This is a genomic window from Streptomyces sp. H27-C3, from assembly GCF_030063415.1.
In the GTDB taxonomy this organism is placed as follows: domain Bacteria; phylum Actinomycetota; class Actinomycetes; order Streptomycetales; family Streptomycetaceae; genus Streptomyces.
In genome coordinates this window covers 128881-148670 of the sequence record NZ_JASITA010000008.1, presented here as the reverse complement: position 1 = coordinate 148670, position 19790 = coordinate 128881, and the positions used below count along the sequence as shown (strand labels likewise).

Genomic DNA, 19790 nt, shown 5'->3' with positions numbered 1-19790 from the left:
GTGCCAGCTGGCCGGAGGTGCCGGGTGGCCGGGGATGGCGGGTGGGTGAGAGAGGCCGGTTCCGCTGGATGCGCCGGCGGGGCGGCCGGGCGGGGGCCGGGGGATCGGTCGGCCGGATGCGCCCGTCCGGCTGTTGTGTCGGACGGGCGCAACGGGTCGGCGTGCGGGGCAGGGCGTCTCGTTACGCCTGCCTGCGGACCTCCACCACTCGGAAGCGGTTTGCCACGAATGCCGCGTCGCAGAGGGCCGCGTTCGCCGCCGGGTTGCCGCCCGAGCCGTGGAAGTCGGAGAAGGCCGCCGTCTGGTTGACGTACACCCCGCCCGTCAGGTTCAAGGACAGCTGCGCGGACTCCTCCAGGCAGACTTCCTCGATCGCCCTCTCCGTCTCCGGTGAGGTCGTGTACGCGCCGACCGTCATCGCGCCCTTCTCCCGCACCGTGCGGCGCAGCAGCTCCAGGGCGTCCGCCGTGGAGTCCATGGCGACGGCGAAGGAGACCGGGCCGAAGCACTCGGAGAGATAGGCCGCGTCGGCGTCCGTCTTGCCGCCGTCGAACTTGACCATGACGGGCGTACGGACCACCGCGTCCGGGAACTCCGGATTGGTCAGCTCCCGCGAGGGCAGGGCGACTTCGCCCAGGCTCGCGGCTGCTTCGAGGCGGGCCTTCACATCCGGGTTGACCAGGGCGCCGAGCAGCGCGTTCGCGCGGGCGTCGTCGCCGAGCAGGCCGTCGACCGAGGCCGCCAGGTCCGCGACCACCTCGTCGTACGACTTCGTTCCCGCGTCCGTCGTGATGCCGTCCCGGGGGATGAGCAGGTTCTGCGGGGTGGTGCACATCTGGCCGCTGTAGAGGGACAGCGAGAAGGCGAGGTTGGACAGCATGCCCTTGTAGTCGGCGGTGGAGTCGATGACGACCGTGTTGACGCCGGCCTTCTCCGTGTACACCTGCGCCTGGCGGGCGTTGGCTTCCAGCCAGTCGCCGAAGGCGGTGGAACCGGTGTAGTCAATGATCTTGATCTCGGGGCGGACCGCCAGCGTCTTGGCGATGCCCTCGCCCGGCTGCTCGGCGGCCAGCGCCACCAGGTTCGGGTCGAAGCCCGTCTCGGCCAGCACCTCGCGGGCGACCCGCACCGTGAGGGCCAGCGGCAGGACGGCGCGCGGGTGCGGCTTGACCAGGACCGGGTTTCCGGTGGCCAGGGAGGCGAAGAGGCCCGGGTAGCCGTTCCACGTCGGGAAGGTGTTGCAGCCGATCAGCAGCGCGATGCCGCGCGGGACCGCGGTGAAGGACTTCTTCAGGTCGAGCGGGTCGCGCTTACCCTGCGGCTTGGACCAGTCCGCGTCGGCGGGGGTGCGGACCTGCTCGGCGTACGCGTACGTCACGGCCTCCAGGCCGCGGTCCTGGGCGTGCGGACCGCCCGCCTGGAACGCCATCATGAAGGCCTGGCCGCTGGTGTGCATGACCGCGTGCGCGAATTCGTGCGTACGGGCGCTGATCCGCGCCAGGATCTCCATACAGACGAGGGCGCGGGTCTCGGGCCCGGCCGTCCGCCACGCGCCCATGCCGGCGCGCATCGCGGGCAGCAGGACGTCGAGGTCCGCGTGCGGGTATTCGATGCCGAGCGCCGGGCCGTAGGGCGATACTTCCGCGCCCGTCCAGGCGTCCGTGCCGGGCTGGTCGAGCTCGAAGCGGCTGCCCTGAAGTGCCTGGAACGCGGCAAGGCCATCGGCGGCGCTCAGGCTGCCGTTCTCGCCGTACGCCTTGGGGTGCTCGGGGTGCGGTGACCAGTAGGCGCGTGTGCGGATCACTTCGAGCGCCTGGTCGAGGGTGGACCGGTGCTTCTCGGACAGCTGGGATGTGGTGAGTTCGGCGGCCATGGCGGACCAACTCCTCGTCGAGCTGGGCAGGGACAGGCGGACACGAGATACAGTAACCGAACGATCGGTCGGGACAAGAGGGCCCGGTAAACCTGTGGATAACTTGTACGGGAGGATCGGGGTCATGACAGCAATCGATCGAGCCCGCACCGTCGCCGTCGTCGGCACAGGGACCATGGGCCAGGGCATCGCCCAGGTGGCTCTTCTCGCAGGTCACCCGGTGCGTGTGTACGACGCAGCCCCCGGGCGGGCGCGCGAGGCCGCAGAGGCCGTCGCCCGGCGACTGGACCGGCTCGTCGAGAAGGGCAGGCTCGACGTGGCGGAGGCCGAGGGGGCCCGCGCCCGGCTGCATCCCGCCGATGACCTCGCCGAGCTGGCCGACGCCGCGCTCGTCGTCGAGGCGATCGTTGAGCAGCTCGCGGTCAAGCAGGAGCTGTTCGCGGCGCTCGAAGCGATCGTCTCCGACGGCTGTCTGCTCGCCACCAACACCTCGTCCCTCTCCGTCACGGCCGTCGCGGGCGCGCTGCGCAATCCCGGCCGGTTCGTCGGGCTGCACTTCTTCAACCCGGCGCCCCTGCTGCCCCTCGTTGAGGTCGTCAGCGGCTTCGCGACCGACGAATCGAGCGCCACGCGTGCGTGGGCGACGGCAGCCGCCTGGGGCAAGACCCCGGTCCGCTGCGCGGACACCCCCGGTTTCATCGTCAACCGCATCGCCCGCCCCTTCTACGCCGAGGCCTTCGCGGTGTACGAGGAGGGCGGCGCCGACCCGGCCACCATCGACGCCGTCCTGCGCGAGTGCGGCGGCTTCAAAATGGGTCCATTCGAGCTGACCGACCTGATCGGCCAGGACGTCAACGAGGCTGTCACCCGCTCCGTCTGGGACTCCTTCTTCCAGAGCCCCAAGTTCGTCCCGTCCCTCGCTCAGCGCCGCCTCGTCCAGTCGGGCCGGCTCGGCCGCAAGTCGGGCCACGGCTGGTTCCCGTACGCCGAAGGAACCACGAAAGCCGCCCCGCACACCGCCCCGCAACGGGGCGCCCCGGAATCGGTCACCGTCGTCGGGGACCTCGGCCCCGCCGATGCGGTCGTCGCGATGATGGAGGAGGCGGGCATCGCCGTGAAGCGCGTCGAGACGGGCGGCCCGTACATCGAGCTGCCGGGCGAGGGACAGCTCGTACCGGCGGACGGCCGGACCTCCGTGGAGTACACGGACGTCGTCTACTTCGATCTCGCCCTCGACTACCGGGGCGCCACCCGGATCGCGCTCGCCGCCTCCGCCGACACCTCGCCGCGGACCCTCGACGCGGCCACCGGCCTCTTCCAGAAGCTCGGCAAGGACGTCAGCGTCATCGGCGACGTACCCGGCATGATCGTCGCCCGTACCGTCGCCATGCTGATCGACCTCGCCGCCGACGCCGTCGCCAGGGGCGTCGCCTCGCCCGAGGACATCGACACCGCGATGCGGCTGGGCGTCAACTACCCGCGCGGACCGGTCGAATGGGGCCGCGAGCTCGGCCAGGACTGGGCGTACGACCTGCTCGGGAATCTGCACGAGTGCTGCCCGACCGGGCGCTACGCGGCCTCCCTGGCGCTCTACCAGCAGTCCTTCGCCCAGCCGCTCTCCGCCCAGGAGGGGACCTCCGCGTGACTACCGCCAAGCGCGACACGTACACCCCCGAGACGCTCCTGACCGTCGCCGTGCGGGTGTTCAACGATCGCGGTTACGACGGCACATCCATGGAGCACCTCTCCCGGGCCGCCGGCATCTCCAAGTCCTCGATCTACCACCACGTGTCGGGCAAGGAGGAACTGCTGCGCCGCGCGGTCAGCCGCGCACTCGACGGCCTCTTCGGCATTCTGGACGAGCCGGGAGCGGTGCGCGGGCAGGCGATCGAGCGGGTGGAGTACGTCACCCGTCGTACGGTCGAGGTGCTGATGGCCGAGCTGCCGTACGTCACGCTGCTGCTGCGCGTCCGCGGCAACACCAAGGCGGAGCGCTGGGCGCTGGAGCGGCGCCGCGAATTCGACCAGCGGGTCGCCGATCTGCTGAAGGCGGCGGCCGCGGACGGCGACCTGCGTGCCGATGTGGACATGCGGCTGGCGACGCGGCTGCTCTTCGGGATGGTGAACTCCCTGGTGGAGTGGTATCGGCCGCCGTCGGCCGACGGCACCGCCGACGAGTCCGGCCACCCGGACGGCTCCGACGGCGGCGACCAGCTCGCGGAGACGGTCGTACGGCTGGCCTTCGACGGGCTGCGGACCAGCCGCTGACCACTCGGCGCCCGGTGGCAGCCCCGCCCCGGCCTGCTAGGACTCGCGGGGGAGCTGGGGGTCCAGATCCGTCTCCTCGAAGACCAGCAGGGTGCGCGTGCTGAGCACCTCCGGTATGGCCTGGATCTTCGTGAGTACGAGCTCGCGCAGTGCCCTGTTGTCCGCGGTGTGCACCAGCAGCAGTACGTCGAAATCACCGCTGACCAGGGCGATGTGGGCGGCGCCCGGCAGCGCCTGGAGCTGCTCGCGGACCGTGCGCCAGGAATTCTGCACGATCTTGAGCGTGATGTACGCCGAGGCGGCCTGCCCCGCCCTCTCGTGGTTCACCCGGGCGCTGAAGCCACGGATCACGCCGTCGTCGATGAGCCGGTTGATGCGCGCGTAGGCGTTGGCCCGCGACACATGGACGTGCTCGGCCACGGAACGTATCGACGCACGTCCGTCGGTCTGCAGCATCCGCAGGATGTCGCGGTCGATGGCGTCCAGCGGCCGGGCGGGCGGGTCCTGGCCCGCGTCGGCCATTTGTTCAGCTGTCATGTGTCCCCGCCTCTCTGTCATGGACGACCTGTCCCCATCCCAGGCTGTGGAGAACCGTTTGTCCACAGGCTGGAGGTGCCTGTAGCCAAAATGCGTCATCGACCGAACAATCGGTAGGTGAGGCGCACCACAATCCTGCGCCCCTCTGACCACTCCTATGAGGAGGTGCACGCGATGAAGAAGAGCACGATGACGGTTCAGGAGCTGCCTGGTGCCCCGGCCTACAGGCCCACTCCTCCCCCGTCCTGGAAGCCCCGCACCGACCCCGCACCGCTGCTTCCCGACACCGCGCCCTATCGCGTGCTCGGCACCGACGCGGCGGACCGGCTCGACGCGGCCCTGATGCGCCGGCTGTACGCGGAGCTGGTCCGGGGCCGCAGATACAACGCGCAGGCCACCGCCCTCACCAAGCAGGGCCGCCTCGCCGTCTACCCGTCGAGCACCGGGCAGGAGGCCTGCCAGGTGGCGGCCGCGCTGGTGCTCCAGGAGCGCGACTGGCTCTTCCCGAGCTACCGCGACACCCTCGCCGCTGTGGTGCGCGGGCTCGACCCCGTGCAGGCGCTCACGCTGCTGCGCGGCGACTGGCACACCGGGTACGACCCGCGTGAGTACCGCATCGCCCCCCTCTGTACGCCGCTGGCGACCCAGCTGCCGCACGCGGTGGGCCTCGCGCACGCCGCGCGGCTCAAGGGCGACGACGTGGTGGCGCTCGCCCTGGTCGGTGACGGCGGCACCAGCGAGGGCGACTTCCACGAGGCGCTGAACTTCGCGGCCGTGTGGAAGGCCCCGGTCGTCTTCCTCGTGCAGAACAACGGCTTCGCGATCTCCGTCCCGCTCGCCAAGCAGACCGCGGCGCCCTCCCTGGCCCACAAGGCCGTCGGGTACGGAATGCCCGGCCGGCTCGTCGACGGGAATGACGCGGCGGCCGTGCACGAGGTGCTGGCAGCCGCGATGGAGCGGGCCCGGCGGGGCGGCGGGCCGACCCTGGTCGAGGCCGTGACGTACCGCATCGAGGCCCACACGAACGCCGACGACGCGACCCGCTACCGGGGTGACGCGGAGGTCGAGGCATGGCGGGCGCACGACCCGGTCCAGCTGCTGGAGCGGGAGCTGACACAGCGCGGCATCCTGGACGAGGACGGCATACGCGAGGCGCGCGCGGCCGCCGAGACGATGGCCGCGGACCTGCGCGAGCGGATGAACGCGGAGCCGGTGCTCGACCCGACGGACCTCTTCGCGCACGTCTACGCGCAGAGCACGCCGCAGCTCAAGGAGCAGGAGGCCCAGTTGCGGGCCGAGCTCGACGCGGAGGGCGAAAGATGACCACGGTAGCGAGGAAGCCGGTCGCCACGAAGCCCGCGTCGATGGCGCAGGCCCTCGGGCGCGCGCTGCGCGACGCGATGGCCGAGGACCCGACCGTCCATGTGATGGGCGAGGACGTCGGCGCGCTGGGCGGGGTCTTCCGGGTCACGGACGGGCTGGTCAAGGAGTTCGGCGAGGACCGCTGCACTGATACGCCGCTCGCCGAGGCGGGGATCCTGGGCGCGGCCGTCGGCATGGCGATGTACGGGCTGCGGCCGGTCGTCGAGATGCAGTTCGACGCGTTCGCCTATCCGGCCTTCGAGCAGCTCATCAGCCATGTCTCGCGGATGCGCAACCGCACCCGCGGGGCGCTGCCGATGCCGCTGGTGATCCGGGTGCCGTACGGCGGCGGAATCGGCGGCGTCGAGCACCACAGCGACTCCTCCGAGGCGTACTACATGGCGACTCCGGGCCTCCATGTCGTGATGCCCGCGACCGTCGAGGACGCGTATGGGCTGCTGCGGGCCGCGATCGCCTCGGACGACCCCGTGGTCTTCCTGGAGCCCAAGCGGCTCTACTGGTCGAAGGCCGACTGGTCGCCGGAGGCGCCGACCGCGGTCGAGCCGATCGGCCGTGCGGTCGTGCGGCGCTCCGGAAGCAGCGCGACGCTCATCACGTACGGGCCCTCCCTGCCGGTGTGCATGGAGGCGGCGGAAGCGGCGCGGGCCGAGGGCTGGGACCTCGAAGTCGTCGATCTGCGCTCGCTCGTGCCCTTCGACGACGAGACGGTGGCCGCGTCGGTGCGCCGCACCGGACGTGCGGTCGTCGTCCATGAGTCGACCGGCTTCGGCGGGCCCGGCGGGGAAATAGCCGCCCGGGTCACCGAGCGGTGCTTCCACCATCTTGAGGCGCCGGTGCTGCGGGTCGCCGGGTTCGACATCCCGTATCCGCCGCCGATGCTGGAGCGGCACCATCTGCCGGGTGTGGACCGGGTACTTGACGCGGTCGCGCGGCTGCAGTGGGAGGCGGGGAGCTGATGCCCCAGGTGTTGGAGTTCAAGCTGCCGGACCTCGGTGAGGGGCTCACCGAGGCGGAGATCGTGCGCTGGCTGGTGGAGGTGGGCGACGTCGTCGCCATCGACCAGCCCGTGGTCGAGGTCGAGACGGCCAAGGCGCTGGTGGAGGTGCCGTGCCCCTACGGGGGCGTGGTCACGGCTCGCTTCGGCGAGGAGGGCACGGAGCTGCCCGTCGGGTCGCCGCTGCTGACGGTCGCGGTCGGGGCGGCCTCCGCCCACGAGGTGCCCGTCGTCGCGGGAGCGGCTGCCGCGGGAGGCGCCGCCTCGGGCTCGGCGGCCGGTTCTACTTCCGGCTCGGCCGAGGAGTCCTCGGGCAACGTGCTGGTGGGATACGGCACGGGGGCCGCGGCGGCGCGGCGACGGCGGATCCGGCCGGGTGCGCTGGGCGCGGGCCCTTCGGGCCAGGCGGGTGCTGCTGCCGTGGTTGGTTCGGCGGCGGACGCCACTGCCGGGGCCGGGCCGGGCGCGGCAGTGGGGGCGGCTGCGAGTGCCTCGGCGGCGGCTGCGGAGTCGGCCGTGGAGGTCGGTCCGGTGGCGGCTTCGCCGGAGCGTGCGGCTGGTCCGGTGCCGGTGATTTCGCCGCTGGTGCGTCGGCTGGCCCGGGAGAACGGTCTTGATCTGCGGGAGCTGGCGGGGTCCGGCCCCGACGGGCTGATCCTGCGGTCCGACGTCGAGCAGGCGGTGCGGGACGCGGCGTCTGTGCACGTGCGGGCACCGGAGCCGGTGGCTGCCGTTTCCTCGGCCGTCGTCGGGGAGCGCGTCCCGCTGCGGGGTGTGCGCGGCGCCGTCGCGGACAAGCTTTCGCGCAGCCGGCGCGAGATCCCGGACGCCACCTGCTGGGTGGACGCGGACGCCACCGAGCTGATGGCCGCGCGTGCGGCCATGAACCGGTCGGCGGGGCCCCCGGTCCCGGTCCTCGCGCTCCTCGCCCGGATCTGCACGGCGGCGCTGGCCCGCTTCCCGGAGCTCAACTCCACGGTGGACATGGCCTCCCGCGAGATCGTGCGCCTTTCCGGCGTGCACCTGGGATTCGCCGCACAGACGGAGCGGGGCCTGGTGGTCCCCGTAGTGCGGGACGCGCACGCCCGCTCCGTGGACGCGCTGAGCACCGAGCTGGCCCGGCTGACCGGGGCCGCGCGGGAAGGGAAGCTCACCCCGGCGGATTTGACCGGCGGCACATTCACGCTGAACAACTACGGGGTGTTCGGCGTCGACGGCTCCACGCCGATCATCAATCACCCGGAGGCGGCGATGCTCGGAGTGGGCCGCATCGTCCCCAAGCCGTGGGTCCATGAGGGCGAACTCGCGGTGCGCAAGGTCGTCCAATTGTCACTGACCTTCGACCACCGGGTCTGCGACGGGGGCACGGCGGGCGGATTCCTGCGGTACGTGGCCGACTGCGTCGAGCAGCCGGCGACCCTGCTGCGCGCCCTGTAGCGCCTGCACGCTCCTGAGCGGGAGCTGTAACGGGGTGGGCCTGCCTACGGCGGGCCCACCCCTGACTCTTGCGCGGACCGTGCGCACATTGGTGCTGAGGGGATCGTGCGCACATTGGTGCTCATGGGACGGGGGCCGCGAGGGAGCAGATCACCGGGGTGACCTCATACTCGTGGGATGACCACGTATGACGCCATCGTGCTGGCCGGAGGTGCCGCGAAGCGGCTGGGTGGGGCGGACAAGCCGGGTGTGAGCGTCGGCGGGCGGACGCTCATCGACCGGGTGCTCGGAGTCTGCGGCGACGCCGGGGTGACCGTGGTCGTCGGTGGACCCCGGGGCACTGTGCGGCCAGTCGAGTGGACGCAGGAGAAGCCCCCCGGGGGCGGGCCGCTGGCCGCGCTGGAGGCCGGCGTGCGGCGCACCACGGCGGGGAGCCTGCTCGTACTCTCCGCCGATCTGCCGTTCATCGGCGACGGAACGGTACGACGCCTGCTGGACGCCCTCGACGAGAGTGGCACGGAAGCGGCCCTCCTCGTCGACGCGGACGGCCGGGACCAGCCGCTCGTGGCCGCCTATCGCGGCGAGCCGCTGCGCCGCGAGCTCGCGCTCATCGCCACTGAGCACGGGAGCCTGTCCGGGCTGCCGCTGCGGCTGCTCACCCATGAACTCGACGTGGTCCGTGTCGCCGCAGGGCCCTTCGACTCTTTCGACTGCGACACCTGGGACGACATCGCGGCGGCTCGGGCCAGGATCAGGGAGCATGGACACGTGCTGGACGAATGGATCACCGCAGTCAAGGACGAACTCGGCATCGAGCTCGATGTCGACACCTCCGCCCTACTCGACCTCGCACGCGACGCCGCGCACGGCGTTGCCAGGCCCGCGGCGCCGCTGACCACCTTCCTGGTCGGTTACGCGGCGGCCAAGGTGGGCGACGGCGGCCCCGAGGCCGTCGCGCGGGCGACCCGCAAGGCCACTGAACTCGCCCTGCGTTGGGCGCGGGAGGCCGAGGAGGACAAGGCCAAGGAAGCCGCGGCCAAGGAGAACAAGGCCAAGGAAGAAGACAGGGAAAGGTGACCGGGCAGCCAGGCAAAACCGGTCAGGACCGGGAGACCGACCAGGACCGGGAGGTCGACGAGGCGCTCGCGCTCGTCAGTAGGGCAGCCCCGACCCCTACTCCGGTATCCGTCCCCGAGCACGCCACCGTGCCCTCGCCCAAGTCCCTTACCGGGGACACACCCTGGGCCGAGGCTCGCGCCGTCGCCGCACGGGCGGGCCGTGCCGCGGCTCCCCGCACGCACCGGGTCCCGCTGGGGCAGGCGCTCGGCCAGGTCCTCGCCGAGCCTCTCGACGCCCTCACCGACCTGCCGTCCTTCGACACGTCCGCCATGGACGGGTGGGCGGTCGCGGGGCCGGGGCCGTGGTCCGTCAAGCAGGGCGGCGGGGTCCTCGCGGGCCACGCCGCGCCCGAACCGCTCGCCGACGGCGAGGCCGTACGGATCGCCACCGGCGCCCGCGTCCCACCCGACGTCACCGCCGTGATCCGCAGCGAACACGCACGCGCGGAGGAGGGGAAGGGGAGCGGGAACGGGCTGCTGTACGCACTGCGCGCGGTGCTCCAGGGGCAGGACATCCGGCCCCGCGGCCAGGAGTGCCGCACTGGCGACAGGCTGCTGCCCGCCGGTAGCCTGGTGACCCCTGCCGTGCTCGGTCTCGCAGCCGCCGCCGGCTACGACGAGCTGCTCACCGTCCCCCGCCCTCGCGTCGAAGTGCTCATCCTCGGGGACGAGTTGCTGACCTCTGGGCTTCCCCACGACGGCATGGTCCGCGACGCCCTGGGTCCCCTGCTCGACCCCTGGCTGCGCGCACTCGGCGCCGATGTGACCGCCACCCGCCGACTGGGCGACGACGCCGACGCGCTCCACCAGGCCGTCACCACCTCCGACGCCGACCTCGTGATCACCACGGGCGGTACGGCCGCGGGCCCCGTCGACCATGTCCATCCGATCCTGCGCAAGGCGGGAGCCGAGCTGCTGGTCGATGGTGTCGCGGTGCGGCCGGGCCACCCGATGCTGCTGGCCAGGCTCACCCAGGACCAATACCTGGTGGGGCTCCCCGGAAACCCGCTCGCGGCCGTGTCCGGGCTGCTCACCCTGGCCGAGCCGCTGCTGCGCGCCCGCGCCCGACAGCCTTCGCTGGAGCCGTACTGCTCCCCCGTGCGGGACGCCGTGAGCGGCCACCCGTACGACACCCGCCTCGTGCCGGTCGTCCACCGCACCGAGCGCCGGACAGATCGCCGCACGGAGAGTCGCAAGGAGACCCGCTGGGGCAGCCGTTCGGGCAGCGGCACCTACGGCAGTACCGTCCGCGAGGGCGGCCAGGGAGGGGGTCAGGAGCAGGGACAGGAGCAGGCCGTACCGTTGCACTACAACGGCCCGGCCATGCTCCGCGGCATCGCCGCCGCAGACGGTCTCGCCGTCGTCCCGCCCGGCGGTGCTCAGGCCGACCAGGAGCTGGAGATCCTCGACTTGCCCTGGACAGAAGGACGTTTCACGTGAAACTTCCCGGCCACGATGCGATGGCCAGGCACGCCGACGAGCATCTGGTCACCAGCCGAATCCGGCTTCCGCGCCGCATCATCGACCGGCCTCTGCGCCAGGTCGGCAAACGGCTGGTGATGGCGATGCTCGTCCTGGCGTCGACGGTGTTCATCGTCTACGTCGACAACACCGGCTATCACGACAACTCCGACGACCACGTCGACTTCCTCGACGCCGTCTACTACGCCACCGTGACCCTCTCCACGACGGGTTACGGCGACATCGTCCCGTACAGCGACACCGCCAGGCTCATCAACGTGCTGCTGGTGACGCCGCTGCGGGTGCTCTTTCTGATCATCCTGGTCGGCACCACTCTTGAGGTCCTCACCGAGCGGACCCGAGAGGAGTGGCGGCTGAACCGCTGGAGGGCTCAGTTGCGTGAACACACCGTCATCGTCGGCTTCGGCACTAAAGGCCGTTCTGCGATGCAGACCCTCGCCGCAACGGGGCTGAAGAAGGAACAGGTCGTCATCGTCGACCCGAGCGCGAAGGTCATCGAGGCGGCCAATGCCGAAGGCTTCGTGGGCGTCCTGGGTGACGCGACCCGCAGTGATGTACTTCTGCGGGCCGAGTTGCAAAAGGCCCGCCAGATCGTCATCGCCACTCAGCGCGACGACACGGCGGTGCTCGTCACGCTCACCGCGCGCCAGCTCAACCGGGGCGCGAAGATCGTCGCCGCGGTCCGCGAGGAGGAGAACGCACCGCTGCTGCGCCAGTCCGGCGCCGACGCGGTGATCACCAGCGCCAGTGCGGCCGGCCGGCTCCTTGGCCTGTCCGTGCTCAGCCCCACCGCCGGTACCGTGATGGAGGACCTGATCCAGCAGGGATCCGGCCTCGACCTCATCGAGCGGCCGGTGATAAAGGCCGAGGTGGGACGCAGCGTGCGGGAGACCGACGACCTGGTGGTCAGCGTGTTGCGCGGACACCGGCTGCTCGGTTACGACGACCCGGCGGCCAGCCCGCTCCAGCTCACGGACCGGCTGATCGCCATCGTGCGTGCCTCGCCCGAGGACGAGGGCACGCCCGCACGGCCGACGTTCGGCTGAGGTCCGCCCTACGTACGCCTGCCCTACGTACGCCTGCCCTACGTACGCCTGCCCTACGTACGCCTGCCCTACGTACGCCTGCCCTACGTACGCCTGCCCTACGTACGCCTGCCCTACGTACGCCCGCCCGACCAACGGATGACGGCGCCCGGGGCGGGCCGGGGGCGGCGGGGCGGCGGGCCTCCCGGTGCACGGCTCGAAGGGCGTACGGAGGGGTGTTCGGGAGGTGCTCCACAAGAGCGCGGAGTAGCCTCGCGGCCATGTATGCGATCACGATTCCTGAACCCGGTGGCCCCGAGGCACTTGTGTGGGCCGAGGTCCCCGACCCCGTTCCCGGCGAGGGAGAGGTCCTCGTGGAGGTCGCGGCGAGCGCCGTCAACCGAGCCGACCTGCTGCAGCGCCAAGGCTTCTACGACCCGCCGCCCGGCTCATCCCCGTACCCCGGCCTCGAATGCTCGGGCCGGATCGCGGCGCTGGGTGCCGGTGTCTCGGGCTGGTCCGTCGGTGACGAGGTGTGCGCCCTGCTGAGCGGCGGCGGATACGCCCAGAAGGTCGCGGTCCCGGCGGGGCAACTGCTGCCCGTACCCGAGGGCGTGGACCTCGTCACGGCGGCGGCCCTGCCCGAGGTCACCTCGACGGTCTGGTCGAATGACCGTGTGAAGTCTCCCCCAGGGGGAGCGCGGCACCCGCAGTAGGCAACCGCCCCGCTCCCCCACCTGTAACCAGGAGAGGGAGACCAGACGGCATGTCACGAACGACGCTCAACGGGCACGTAGCCAACGAAGCAGCCGACGACCGGCCCCGCGCGATTCTGTACGCGCGTCAGAGCAAGCTCAACGAAGACGGCAGCGACGCTAGCCCCCTCATGCAGTGGGAGGCAGGCGAAGCCCTATGTGCCGCCCGTGGGTACCGAGTAGTCAAGCGGTTCCGCGATGTAGGTAAGTCCGGGTGGGACCCGAACGTTCAGCGCGACGGACTTGACGAAATGATGCAGTGGGTACGTGACGGCAAGGCCGACGTGGTGGTCATATTCACCTTGTCCCGGCTTACCCGAATGGGCGCTCAAGAGGCTTTCGCCATTGAGAAGGTCATGAGGGACAACGGCGTTTCCCTGGTCAGCGTCCGGGAACCGTACCTTGACACCAGCGACCCAATCGGCGCGGGAATCTTCGCCATCATCGCCGGGCTCGCAAAGCAAGAATCCGACACCAAGTCGGCGTTCATCGTGAACACCAAAGAGCTTGCCCGACAGGCAGGCGGGCACGTTTCCGGGAACGCTCCCTTCTGGGGTGAGAACGTCAAGGACTTCACCCCGGCAGGCGTGAAGTTCATCAAGATCAAGCCCACGGATGACGGGCGCGCAACCGTGCTTGTCATGCGGGAAATGGCGGAGAAGCAAGGACTGACGCCGGGCAAGATTGCCGAAGCGCTGACGGCCGACCCCCAGCATCCCGCACCCGGTTGGAGAACTCCGCAAGGTGTAGCCCGTGTAGCCGCTCGCCGGAAGCGCGGAAACTACAAGCAGCACCCGGAACCCCGTTGGACCCCTCAAGCGGTATTGAGGACGCTTCGAGACCCGCGAATTGCGGGCATGGCCGCTAACCGCATCACGTCCGACAAGTGGGAGATCCGGCGCGACGCCAACGGCGACCCCATGCACGTGCATGAGCAGATCATTACCCCGGCTGAGTGGTACGTCTTGCAGACGGCCATTTCCACCGAAGGGAAGATGCGTCGGCCGTACCACGGTGGCACCTACCTGCTTACCGGATGGCCGATCATGTTCTCTTACTGCGGCGCAACCATGAGTACGACCATGACGGACGGAGTTCCGCGCTACCGCAGCAACCGAGAAGGCAGCGGCGCGAAGCGTATGGGAGTGACGCGTGTGAGCGTCCGCGTGGACCACACCGACGAATACGTTGCCCGCAAGGTGTGGGCTCGCCTCATCAACATCGACGCTGCCAACGAAGATGACATGCGGCTCATGGCGGGTGTCTCCGAGCGCTTCGCACGGCAGCAAGACACGGCCGGTGTGACGATCGAATGCAATGAGCTTGAAGCCCAGCTCAAGCACACGGAAACCAGCCTCTTGGAGATCTACGCCGACAAGAAATCTGGGCTCTACAAGGGCACCGTGGGCCGGGCAGCGTTCACGGAAGCCGTCCAGTCCATGCAGCGGACCGAAGACGTTTGCCGGGCTCGCCTCAAGGCACTTCGGGCGCTCCAAGTCCAAGCCGTCCGCGTGCCGTTGGAAGACTGGAAAAACGGCACCCCGGACAAAGACCCGATCGGCGAAGGCTCGCTCTGGGCTCAGTGGGGCATGATCAAGCGCCGCGAATTCCTGAGCTTCTGGATTGACCATGTTGAGGTTGGCGTCCGCACAAGTACGGGGCGGTACCAGGACATCGCAGGCCGCGTAACGATCCATTGGGCCGAACCTGAGCCTGAGCCTGAGCCTGAAACCGAAGACGACGACCAGGACGCGACAGAAGAGGCAGGCAAGGAACTGATCAGCGCATAGCCGGGGGTGCCCCGGCGTGCGGGTAACACGCCGGGACGTTCCTAGCGTCCCATGAGGCGGCCTAGCCGGTCGCGTGAGTCCCCAAGAGCCCCGTTCGGCCCCAGCGGTCGGACGGGGCTTTCTCATGCCCGCAGACGGCCGCTGAGCCGAAACCGGCCCCAGCGTGACACCCCCTCAACTAGGGTGCTTCTCGTTCCCCTTGAGGGGCCGCGTAGAAGGTAGCTCCCGACACCGCGCAACTCTTGGACGTACGCCCCACCGGTCTAGAACGGTTCAAGCGGGTGGAACGGGCCCCGTCCGGGCTGATCTCCGGACGGGGCTTTCTCATGCCCGCAGACGGCCGCTGACGGCCCCCTGAGCCTCTGAGACGGCCCCGGTGAGGGAATGACCCTGCCGGGGCTCTCTCATGCCCGCAGGTGCGCGCCTAGTCTTGTCATGCCCCTGACATACATAGAGTGGCCGTGCGTGCGCGGAGTGTGAGGGGTTGCCGCCCTCAGCGCGGATGGGTGCGGTGAAACGGTGGTTCTAGAGCCTTTTTGGATATCCCATTGAAAACCACAAGGAAAGCTAGAACGGACCCTCAATCACCGCTTCACCGCACTGTGACCGGCGTCACCTATTCGAGCCCCCGGAAGCCGGGCAACAAAGCCGCTCCAGGGAACCACCACGCTCTAGTAATAGTAGAGAGCGGGGAGTACCGCGCACCCCACCACGACCGGCGGACTGAGTACCACCGCTCTCGCCCTCTTGGGGCTCGCTCGCGATCCCTCGGCATGGTGGGTAGCCCCCACGGAATTGCCTAAAGCGTTGGTCGTTCAGCGGCCTAGGACTCCCCCTTGTCGGGGGTAACGCTGGTTCGAATCCAGCCCGACGCAAGCTAGGCCACCTAGCCCAACGGTACGAGGCGCTGCCCTTAGGCGGCAGAGGTTCCCGGTTCGAGTCCGGGGGTGGCTACACAGAGGCCACCGACTCACGTGAGTCGGTGGTTCGAAGGGTGGGGGGTCTCCCCGGATAGGGGGGGTGTCCCATGCGTACCCGGTGTCTGGACTGCCGAGAGTGGGCGGCCGTCAAGGGGCGGTGCCCCGCGCATCACAAGGCGTACGAGAGTGGCCGGTCATACCAGTCGCACCGTAAGCGCCGTGAGGCTATAGCCCGTGGGCACAACGCGGCAGCCATCATGCGCAAGGGCATACGCAAGGCTGGTCGGTGTGCGTGCACATCGTGCGGCCTGAGCTACCTAGCGTCGGCCATTGACGTTGACCACATCATCCCGCTTGCCAAGGGTGGCGAAGACGTGGCAACGAATGTGCAGCCACTATGCAAGACGTGTCACAAGGCAAAGACGCGTCGTGACTTCGGGTATTCGTCTCCGCCCTTCTGAGGGAGGGGCGGGGCGCTTCCGAAGTTGGCGACACGTGGCCCCTGGCGATCCCGGCCCAAGCTCGCCTTTCGCGCGCTAGGTGTGACGCCGTTTTTGGGTGCCGTGCCCGCGTGAGTGCTGGGCAAGCCCGCATTCGGACCCATGAGAAAGGCACCCGTTAAGGGGTCGGTAAGGCCCGTGAAGGTGGTGTCAGCATGGCCCGAAGTAAGAGCCCCGAACTCCGCACCGGCAATGCCAACGGTGCCGCTGAGCCTGCCGCCCCAATCGTGTACGAGGGGCGAGCCCCGCGCGTGCCTGCCGGACTCAAGAGCGTCGGCCGTGAGGTATGGCGCAATGTCTGGTCAGCGGGCAACGGCGCTTACTCGCCGGACACCGACCGGAACATCATCCTTCGGTATTGCGAGCTTCACGACAGGCGAGCGGCCTTGCTCGCTGCCGTTGAGAATGACGGGCTTATGACCGTGGGCTCTACCGGTCAGCCTGCCGTTCATCCTGCCATGCGTTATGTGGAGTCCACGGAAAGGGAACTCCGCGCTATCGAAACGGTCATTGGCTTCACGCCCGAAGCGCGTATGCGGCTGGGCATTGTGGCAGCCGAAGCGCGCCGCGTAGCCGCTGGTCCCGAGGACTTCTAGCCCGTCACTCTCCGTCCATCCCGCGGTGCCCGTCATGTCCGTTTCTGTCCGGATAGGCCGATGCCGGCGGAGGGCCCAATTTTCACTGAACGTTACGGGGGTGGCGAGTGGGTGACATCGACCCCGTGATTGCTCGCCACATTCCCGCTGACGCGCCTTTCCCGTCTGAGGGCTACCGCGTGGCCAACTGGATTGAGCGCTTCTGTTTCCTCACTGGCTCGTTCGCCGGTCAGCCTTTCCGGCTTCTCGACTGGCAGCGTGACCTACTCGTTGACGCTTATGAGCTGAGGCAAGACATCTTCGGCCGGTGGGTTCGCAAACACCGCATGGTCGTCGTCTGCATTGCGCGGAAGAACGGGAAGAGCACGCTTGCCGCCGCTATCATGCTTTACCACCTGGTTGCCGACAGGGCAGACGCTCAGCGTCAGATCATCGCTGCGGCGAATGACCGCAATCAGGCGAGAATGGTTTTCGACGCTGCTAAGCAGATGGTGAACGCGAGTCCCAAGCTCTCTGCCGTCTGCGACGTTCAGCGCGACGTGATCCGTTTCAAGGACTGCACTTACCGCGTGGTCTCCGCTGACGCCGGACGGCAACAGGGTTTGAACCCGTGTGCGGTCAGCCTTGATGAGTACGCATTCTCAAAGAACGCCGACTTGTTCGACGCGCTGACGCTGGGCTCAGCGGCCCGTAATCAGCCCATGACGCTTGTGGTCTCGACGGCCGGACCTGACCCGGACGGCCCCTTTGCCAAGCTCTGTGAGCAGGGCGAGCGGGTGAACTCCGGTGAGGCGACGGACCCGACCTTGTTCTACCGGTCATGGGGCCCGAAGTTGGGCGACACTGTTGACCACCTTGACCCGGCTGTGTGGCGTGCGTGCAATCCGTCTTTCGAGATCCTGAACGAAGAGGATTTCAAGGCTGCCGCTCAGCGCAGTACGGAAGCTAGCTTCCGCATCTACCGTCTGTCTCAGTTCGTCCGTGGTGCGTCTACGTGGCTGCCTCACGGCCTTTGGGACTCCCTAGCGGTAGACGACACCCTGAGCCCCGGTGACGCCGTTGTGCTGGGCTTTGACGGGTCTTGGAAGGGTGACAGTACGGCCCTGGTTGCTGCCCGCGTGAGTGACCTTCGGGTGTTCGTGCTGGGGCACTGGGAAGCGCCTGCCGACGATGCGCATTGGCGTGTACCCATGGCCGACGTGCGTGACGCTCTCCGCTCCGCGCTGAGCACGTACACCGTGCGCACACTCGTTGCCGACCCGTACCGCTGGGAAGAGACGCTAGACAACCTTGAGGTCGAAGGGCACCCGGTTGAGGCGTTCCCCACCAACTCACTCAAGCGCATGGTTCCGGCGACGCAAGCCGTCTACGACGCGTGCCGGGACGGCCGCTTGTCCCATGACGGAGACCCGGCACTTGCCCGGCACATCGGTAACGCCGTACTCCGCGAAGACCGGAACGGCGCACGGGTCACGAAGGAACACGCGAGTTCGCGCCGGAAGATCGACCTAGCCATTGCCATGATCCTCGCCGTTCACGGTGCGGTCATGTGGCGGGACGAGAACCCCGGCTTGATAGACGCGCCAATCGTCGCCACATGGGAGAGCGACGGAGACGTATTCACCTTCGGCGGTTCAGCCGAATTCTTTGACGATCTATAGCACCGGCTCAACCGGCCACCGACTCACGTGAGTCGGTGGTCTGGGTTGCGAGTCACGGGGGGTGGCTCACATGGGCTTTTGGCGTGCGCTCTTCCGGGGGCCGTCTCAGGAAGTCGAGAAGCGGGCTCAGTGGGATTCGGCGTCAGAGCTATTCCCCATGCCCGGTGTCATATCCGCTGCCGGTCAGAAGGTGGACGCGAACAGCGCGCTTACCGTCTCTGCCGTCTTCGCGTGCGTCCGCCTTCTGAGCGAGACCATTTGCACGCTGCCGGTAGCTACCTACTCCCGAAGGGGTGGGGTCCGCAAGGGCGTCAAGTCGCCTGACTGGCTGGACTACCCGAACGCCGACCCCGGCGGGCTGGGCCGCATCGACCTTATCTCTCAGATCGTCCTTAGCCTGTTGCTGGACGGTAACGCGTATCTCGCCGTTCTCTGGGACGGCCCGAACATCGTGGGTCTTGAGGTACTGGACCCGTCCCGTATCGACACGCATACGGTCATCATCGAAGGCCGACGACGCAAGGTCTTCTACGCGTCCGACTATGACGACGACGGCAACGAAGTCGCCCTAGGTTGGTACACCACGCGGGAAGTCCTGCACATTCCCGGCATGATGCTTCCCGGCGAATTCACCGGCGTATCGCCTATCGCCTTCGCGCGTGAGTCCATCGGTCTCGCCATGGCGGCGCAGACGTACGGCGCAAAGTTCTTCGCCAATGGGGCCATGCCGGGGGCGCTCATTGAAGTGCCCGGCGCAATGTCCGAAGAGGGGCTAGCGCGAGCACGCGAAGCATGGCGACTCGCCAACTCCGGTGCTGAGAACGCGCACCGCGTGGCGCTGCTGACTGAGGGTGCCAAGTTCTCGAAGGTCGCCCTGTCGCCAGACGAAGCGCAGTTCCTACAGACCCGGCAATTTCAGGTCCCGGAGATTTCAAGGATCTTCGGCGTTCCGCCCCACCTGATTGCCGACGCGACCAACTCAACTAGCTGGGGTTCGGGGCTCGCTGAGCAGAACCAAGCCTTTGCGATGTTCAGCCTTCGCCCGTGGCTTGAGCGGATCGAAGCGGGCTTTACCCGCTTGCTCTTCGCTGAGACGGCCGACCGACAGAAGTTCGTCAAGTTCTCGCTAGACGGCATTCAGCGCGGTGCCCCGGCTGAGCGTATGAGCATGTATTCGATCGGCTTGCAGCAAGGCATTTACAGCATTGACGAAGTGCGGGGCTGGGAAGACCTAGAGCCCCTGCCGGACGGCTTGGGCGAAACGCACCGCGTGCCCATGAACCTTGCCGACGTGTCAGCGGATGACGAAGAGCCCGCGACCGAAGCGCCTGCCGCCATCGAGCCCCCGCCCGTAGACGACACCCCGGCAGACGACGGGGCCGACGACGAAGAGGGGGAACCGACGGATGACGACGGAGCGAAGGACCCTAGCCCTACCGGGTGAGGTTCGC

At 68.8% G+C, this 19790-nt stretch carries 15 protein-coding genes, 2 tRNA genes and 1 pseudogene; 16 read left to right on the top strand and 2 right to left on the bottom strand.

Annotated features, from left to right (window positions below; translation table 11 throughout):
- Positions 1 to 181: 181 nt before the first annotated feature.
- Complete coding sequence (gene paaN, locus QMK30_RS10365; RefSeq protein WP_283517017.1) at positions 182 to 1873, bottom strand: phenylacetic acid degradation protein PaaN; 1692 nt, start codon at positions 1871 to 1873, stop codon at positions 182 to 184.
- A 124-nt stretch (positions 1874 to 1997) separates the two neighbouring features.
- On the opposite strand from paaN, the gene QMK30_RS10360 reads away from it, so the two are divergent.
- Complete coding sequence (locus QMK30_RS10360) at positions 1998 to 3518, top strand: 3-hydroxyacyl-CoA dehydrogenase (RefSeq protein WP_283517016.1); 1521 nt, start codon at positions 1998 to 2000, stop codon at positions 3516 to 3518.
- Entirely contained in the window at positions 3515 to 4141 is a 627-nt protein-coding gene (locus QMK30_RS10355) for a TetR/AcrR family transcriptional regulator (RefSeq protein ID WP_283517014.1), read from the top strand. Before QMK30_RS10360 ends, QMK30_RS10355 begins: the two co-directional genes overlap by 4 nt.
- Before the next feature lie 36 nt (positions 4142 to 4177).
- On the opposite strand, the gene QMK30_RS10350 is transcribed toward QMK30_RS10355, so the two are convergent.
- Entirely contained in the window at positions 4178 to 4678 is a 501-nt protein-coding gene (locus tag QMK30_RS10350; protein WP_283517012.1) for an Lrp/AsnC family transcriptional regulator, read from the bottom strand.
- A gap of 189 nt (positions 4679 to 4867) precedes the next feature.
- Between QMK30_RS10350 and pdhA the strand changes: the two genes are divergently transcribed.
- From pdhA to QMK30_RS10280, 14 genes and pseudogenes are all read left to right on the top strand, one after another.
- Entirely contained in the window at positions 4868 to 6001 is a 1134-nt protein-coding gene (gene pdhA / locus QMK30_RS10345; RefSeq protein WP_283517154.1) for a pyruvate dehydrogenase (acetyl-transferring) E1 component subunit alpha, read from the top strand.
- Positions 5998 to 7017, top strand: a complete 1020-nt coding sequence (locus tag QMK30_RS10340; RefSeq protein WP_283517011.1) for an alpha-ketoacid dehydrogenase subunit beta — start codon at positions 5998 to 6000, stop codon at positions 7015 to 7017. The genes pdhA and QMK30_RS10340 overlap by 4 nt, the downstream gene beginning before the upstream one ends.
- The gene (locus tag QMK30_RS10335; RefSeq protein ID WP_283517010.1) at positions 7017 to 8492 is read left to right on the top strand and encodes a dihydrolipoamide acetyltransferase family protein; all 1476 of its coding nucleotides are present in this window, start codon (positions 7017 to 7019) and stop codon (positions 8490 to 8492) included. Before QMK30_RS10340 ends, QMK30_RS10335 begins: the two co-directional genes overlap by 1 nt.
- A gap of 177 nt (positions 8493 to 8669) precedes the next feature.
- Positions 8670 to 9569, top strand: coding sequence for an NTP transferase domain-containing protein (locus QMK30_RS10330; RefSeq protein WP_283517008.1), 900 nt, complete (start codon positions 8670 to 8672; stop codon positions 9567 to 9569).
- The gene (locus QMK30_RS10325; protein ID WP_283517006.1) at positions 9566 to 11050 is read left to right on the top strand and encodes a molybdopterin molybdotransferase MoeA; all 1485 of its coding nucleotides are present in this window, start codon (positions 9566 to 9568) and stop codon (positions 11048 to 11050) included. The genes QMK30_RS10330 and QMK30_RS10325 overlap by 4 nt, the downstream gene beginning before the upstream one ends.
- Entirely contained in the window at positions 11047 to 12138 is a 1092-nt protein-coding gene (locus QMK30_RS10320) for a potassium channel family protein (RefSeq protein ID WP_502963110.1), read from the top strand. Before QMK30_RS10325 ends, QMK30_RS10320 begins: the two co-directional genes overlap by 4 nt.
- A 260-nt stretch (positions 12139 to 12398) precedes the next feature.
- A pseudogene (locus QMK30_RS10315) lies at positions 12399 to 12788 on the top strand (alcohol dehydrogenase catalytic domain-containing protein); the annotation flags it as partial.
- A gap of 95 nt (positions 12789 to 12883) precedes the next feature.
- Positions 12884 to 14662, top strand: coding sequence for a recombinase family protein (locus QMK30_RS10310; protein ID WP_283517004.1), 1779 nt, complete (start codon positions 12884 to 12886; stop codon positions 14660 to 14662).
- 804 nt (positions 14663 to 15466) lie between these two features.
- Positions 15467 to 15537 (top strand) — tRNA-Thr (locus QMK30_RS10305).
- Between the two features lie 5 nt (positions 15538 to 15542).
- Positions 15543 to 15616: transfer RNA gene (locus QMK30_RS10300), tRNA-Leu, on the top strand.
- A gap of 73 nt (positions 15617 to 15689) precedes the next feature.
- Positions 15690 to 16043 carry an HNH endonuclease gene (locus QMK30_RS38775; RefSeq protein ID WP_502963109.1) on the top strand — a complete coding sequence of 118 codons (354 nt, stop codon included), beginning with the start codon at positions 15690 to 15692 and terminating at the stop codon, positions 16041 to 16043.
- A 266-nt stretch (positions 16044 to 16309) separates the two neighbouring features.
- Complete coding sequence (locus QMK30_RS10290) at positions 16310 to 16678, top strand: phage terminase small subunit P27 family (RefSeq protein ID WP_502963114.1); 369 nt, start codon at positions 16310 to 16312, stop codon at positions 16676 to 16678.
- A gap of 107 nt (positions 16679 to 16785) precedes the next feature.
- Positions 16786 to 18339 carry a terminase large subunit domain-containing protein gene (locus QMK30_RS10285; RefSeq protein WP_283516998.1) on the top strand — a complete coding sequence of 518 codons (1554 nt, stop codon included), beginning with the start codon at positions 16786 to 16788 and terminating at the stop codon, positions 18337 to 18339.
- A gap of 190 nt (positions 18340 to 18529) precedes the next feature.
- Positions 18530 to 19783: a phage portal protein gene (locus QMK30_RS10280; RefSeq protein ID WP_283516996.1), complete on the top strand. Its 1254-nt coding sequence runs from the start codon at positions 18530 to 18532 to the stop codon at positions 19781 to 19783.
- Positions 19784 to 19790 lie beyond the last annotated feature (7 nt).

Excerpts from the sequence above, each read along its gene's own strand:
- paaN (WP_283517017.1), bottom strand. The coding sequence starts at position 1,873 with ATGGCCGCCGAACTCACCACATCCCAGCTGTCCGAGAAGCACCGGTCC.
- QMK30_RS10360 (WP_283517016.1), top strand. The coding sequence starts at position 1,998 with ATGACAGCAATCGATCGAGCCCGCACCGTCGCCGTCGTCGGCACAGGG.
- QMK30_RS10350 (WP_283517012.1), bottom strand. The coding sequence starts at position 4,678 with ATGACAGCTGAACAAATGGCCGACGCGGGCCAGGACCCGCCCGCCCGG.
- pdhA (WP_283517154.1), top strand. The coding sequence starts at position 4,868 with ATGACGGTTCAGGAGCTGCCTGGTGCCCCGGCCTACAGGCCCACTCCT.
- QMK30_RS10340 (WP_283517011.1), top strand. The coding sequence starts at position 5,998 with ATGACCACGGTAGCGAGGAAGCCGGTCGCCACGAAGCCCGCGTCGATG.
- QMK30_RS10335 (WP_283517010.1), top strand. The coding sequence starts at position 7,017 with ATGCCCCAGGTGTTGGAGTTCAAGCTGCCGGACCTCGGTGAGGGGCTC.
- QMK30_RS10330 (WP_283517008.1), top strand. The coding sequence starts at position 8,670 with ATGACCACGTATGACGCCATCGTGCTGGCCGGAGGTGCCGCGAAGCGG.
- QMK30_RS10310 (WP_283517004.1), top strand. The coding sequence starts at position 12,884 with ATGTCACGAACGACGCTCAACGGGCACGTAGCCAACGAAGCAGCCGAC.
- QMK30_RS38775 (WP_502963109.1), top strand. The coding sequence starts at position 15,690 with ATGCGTACCCGGTGTCTGGACTGCCGAGAGTGGGCGGCCGTCAAGGGG.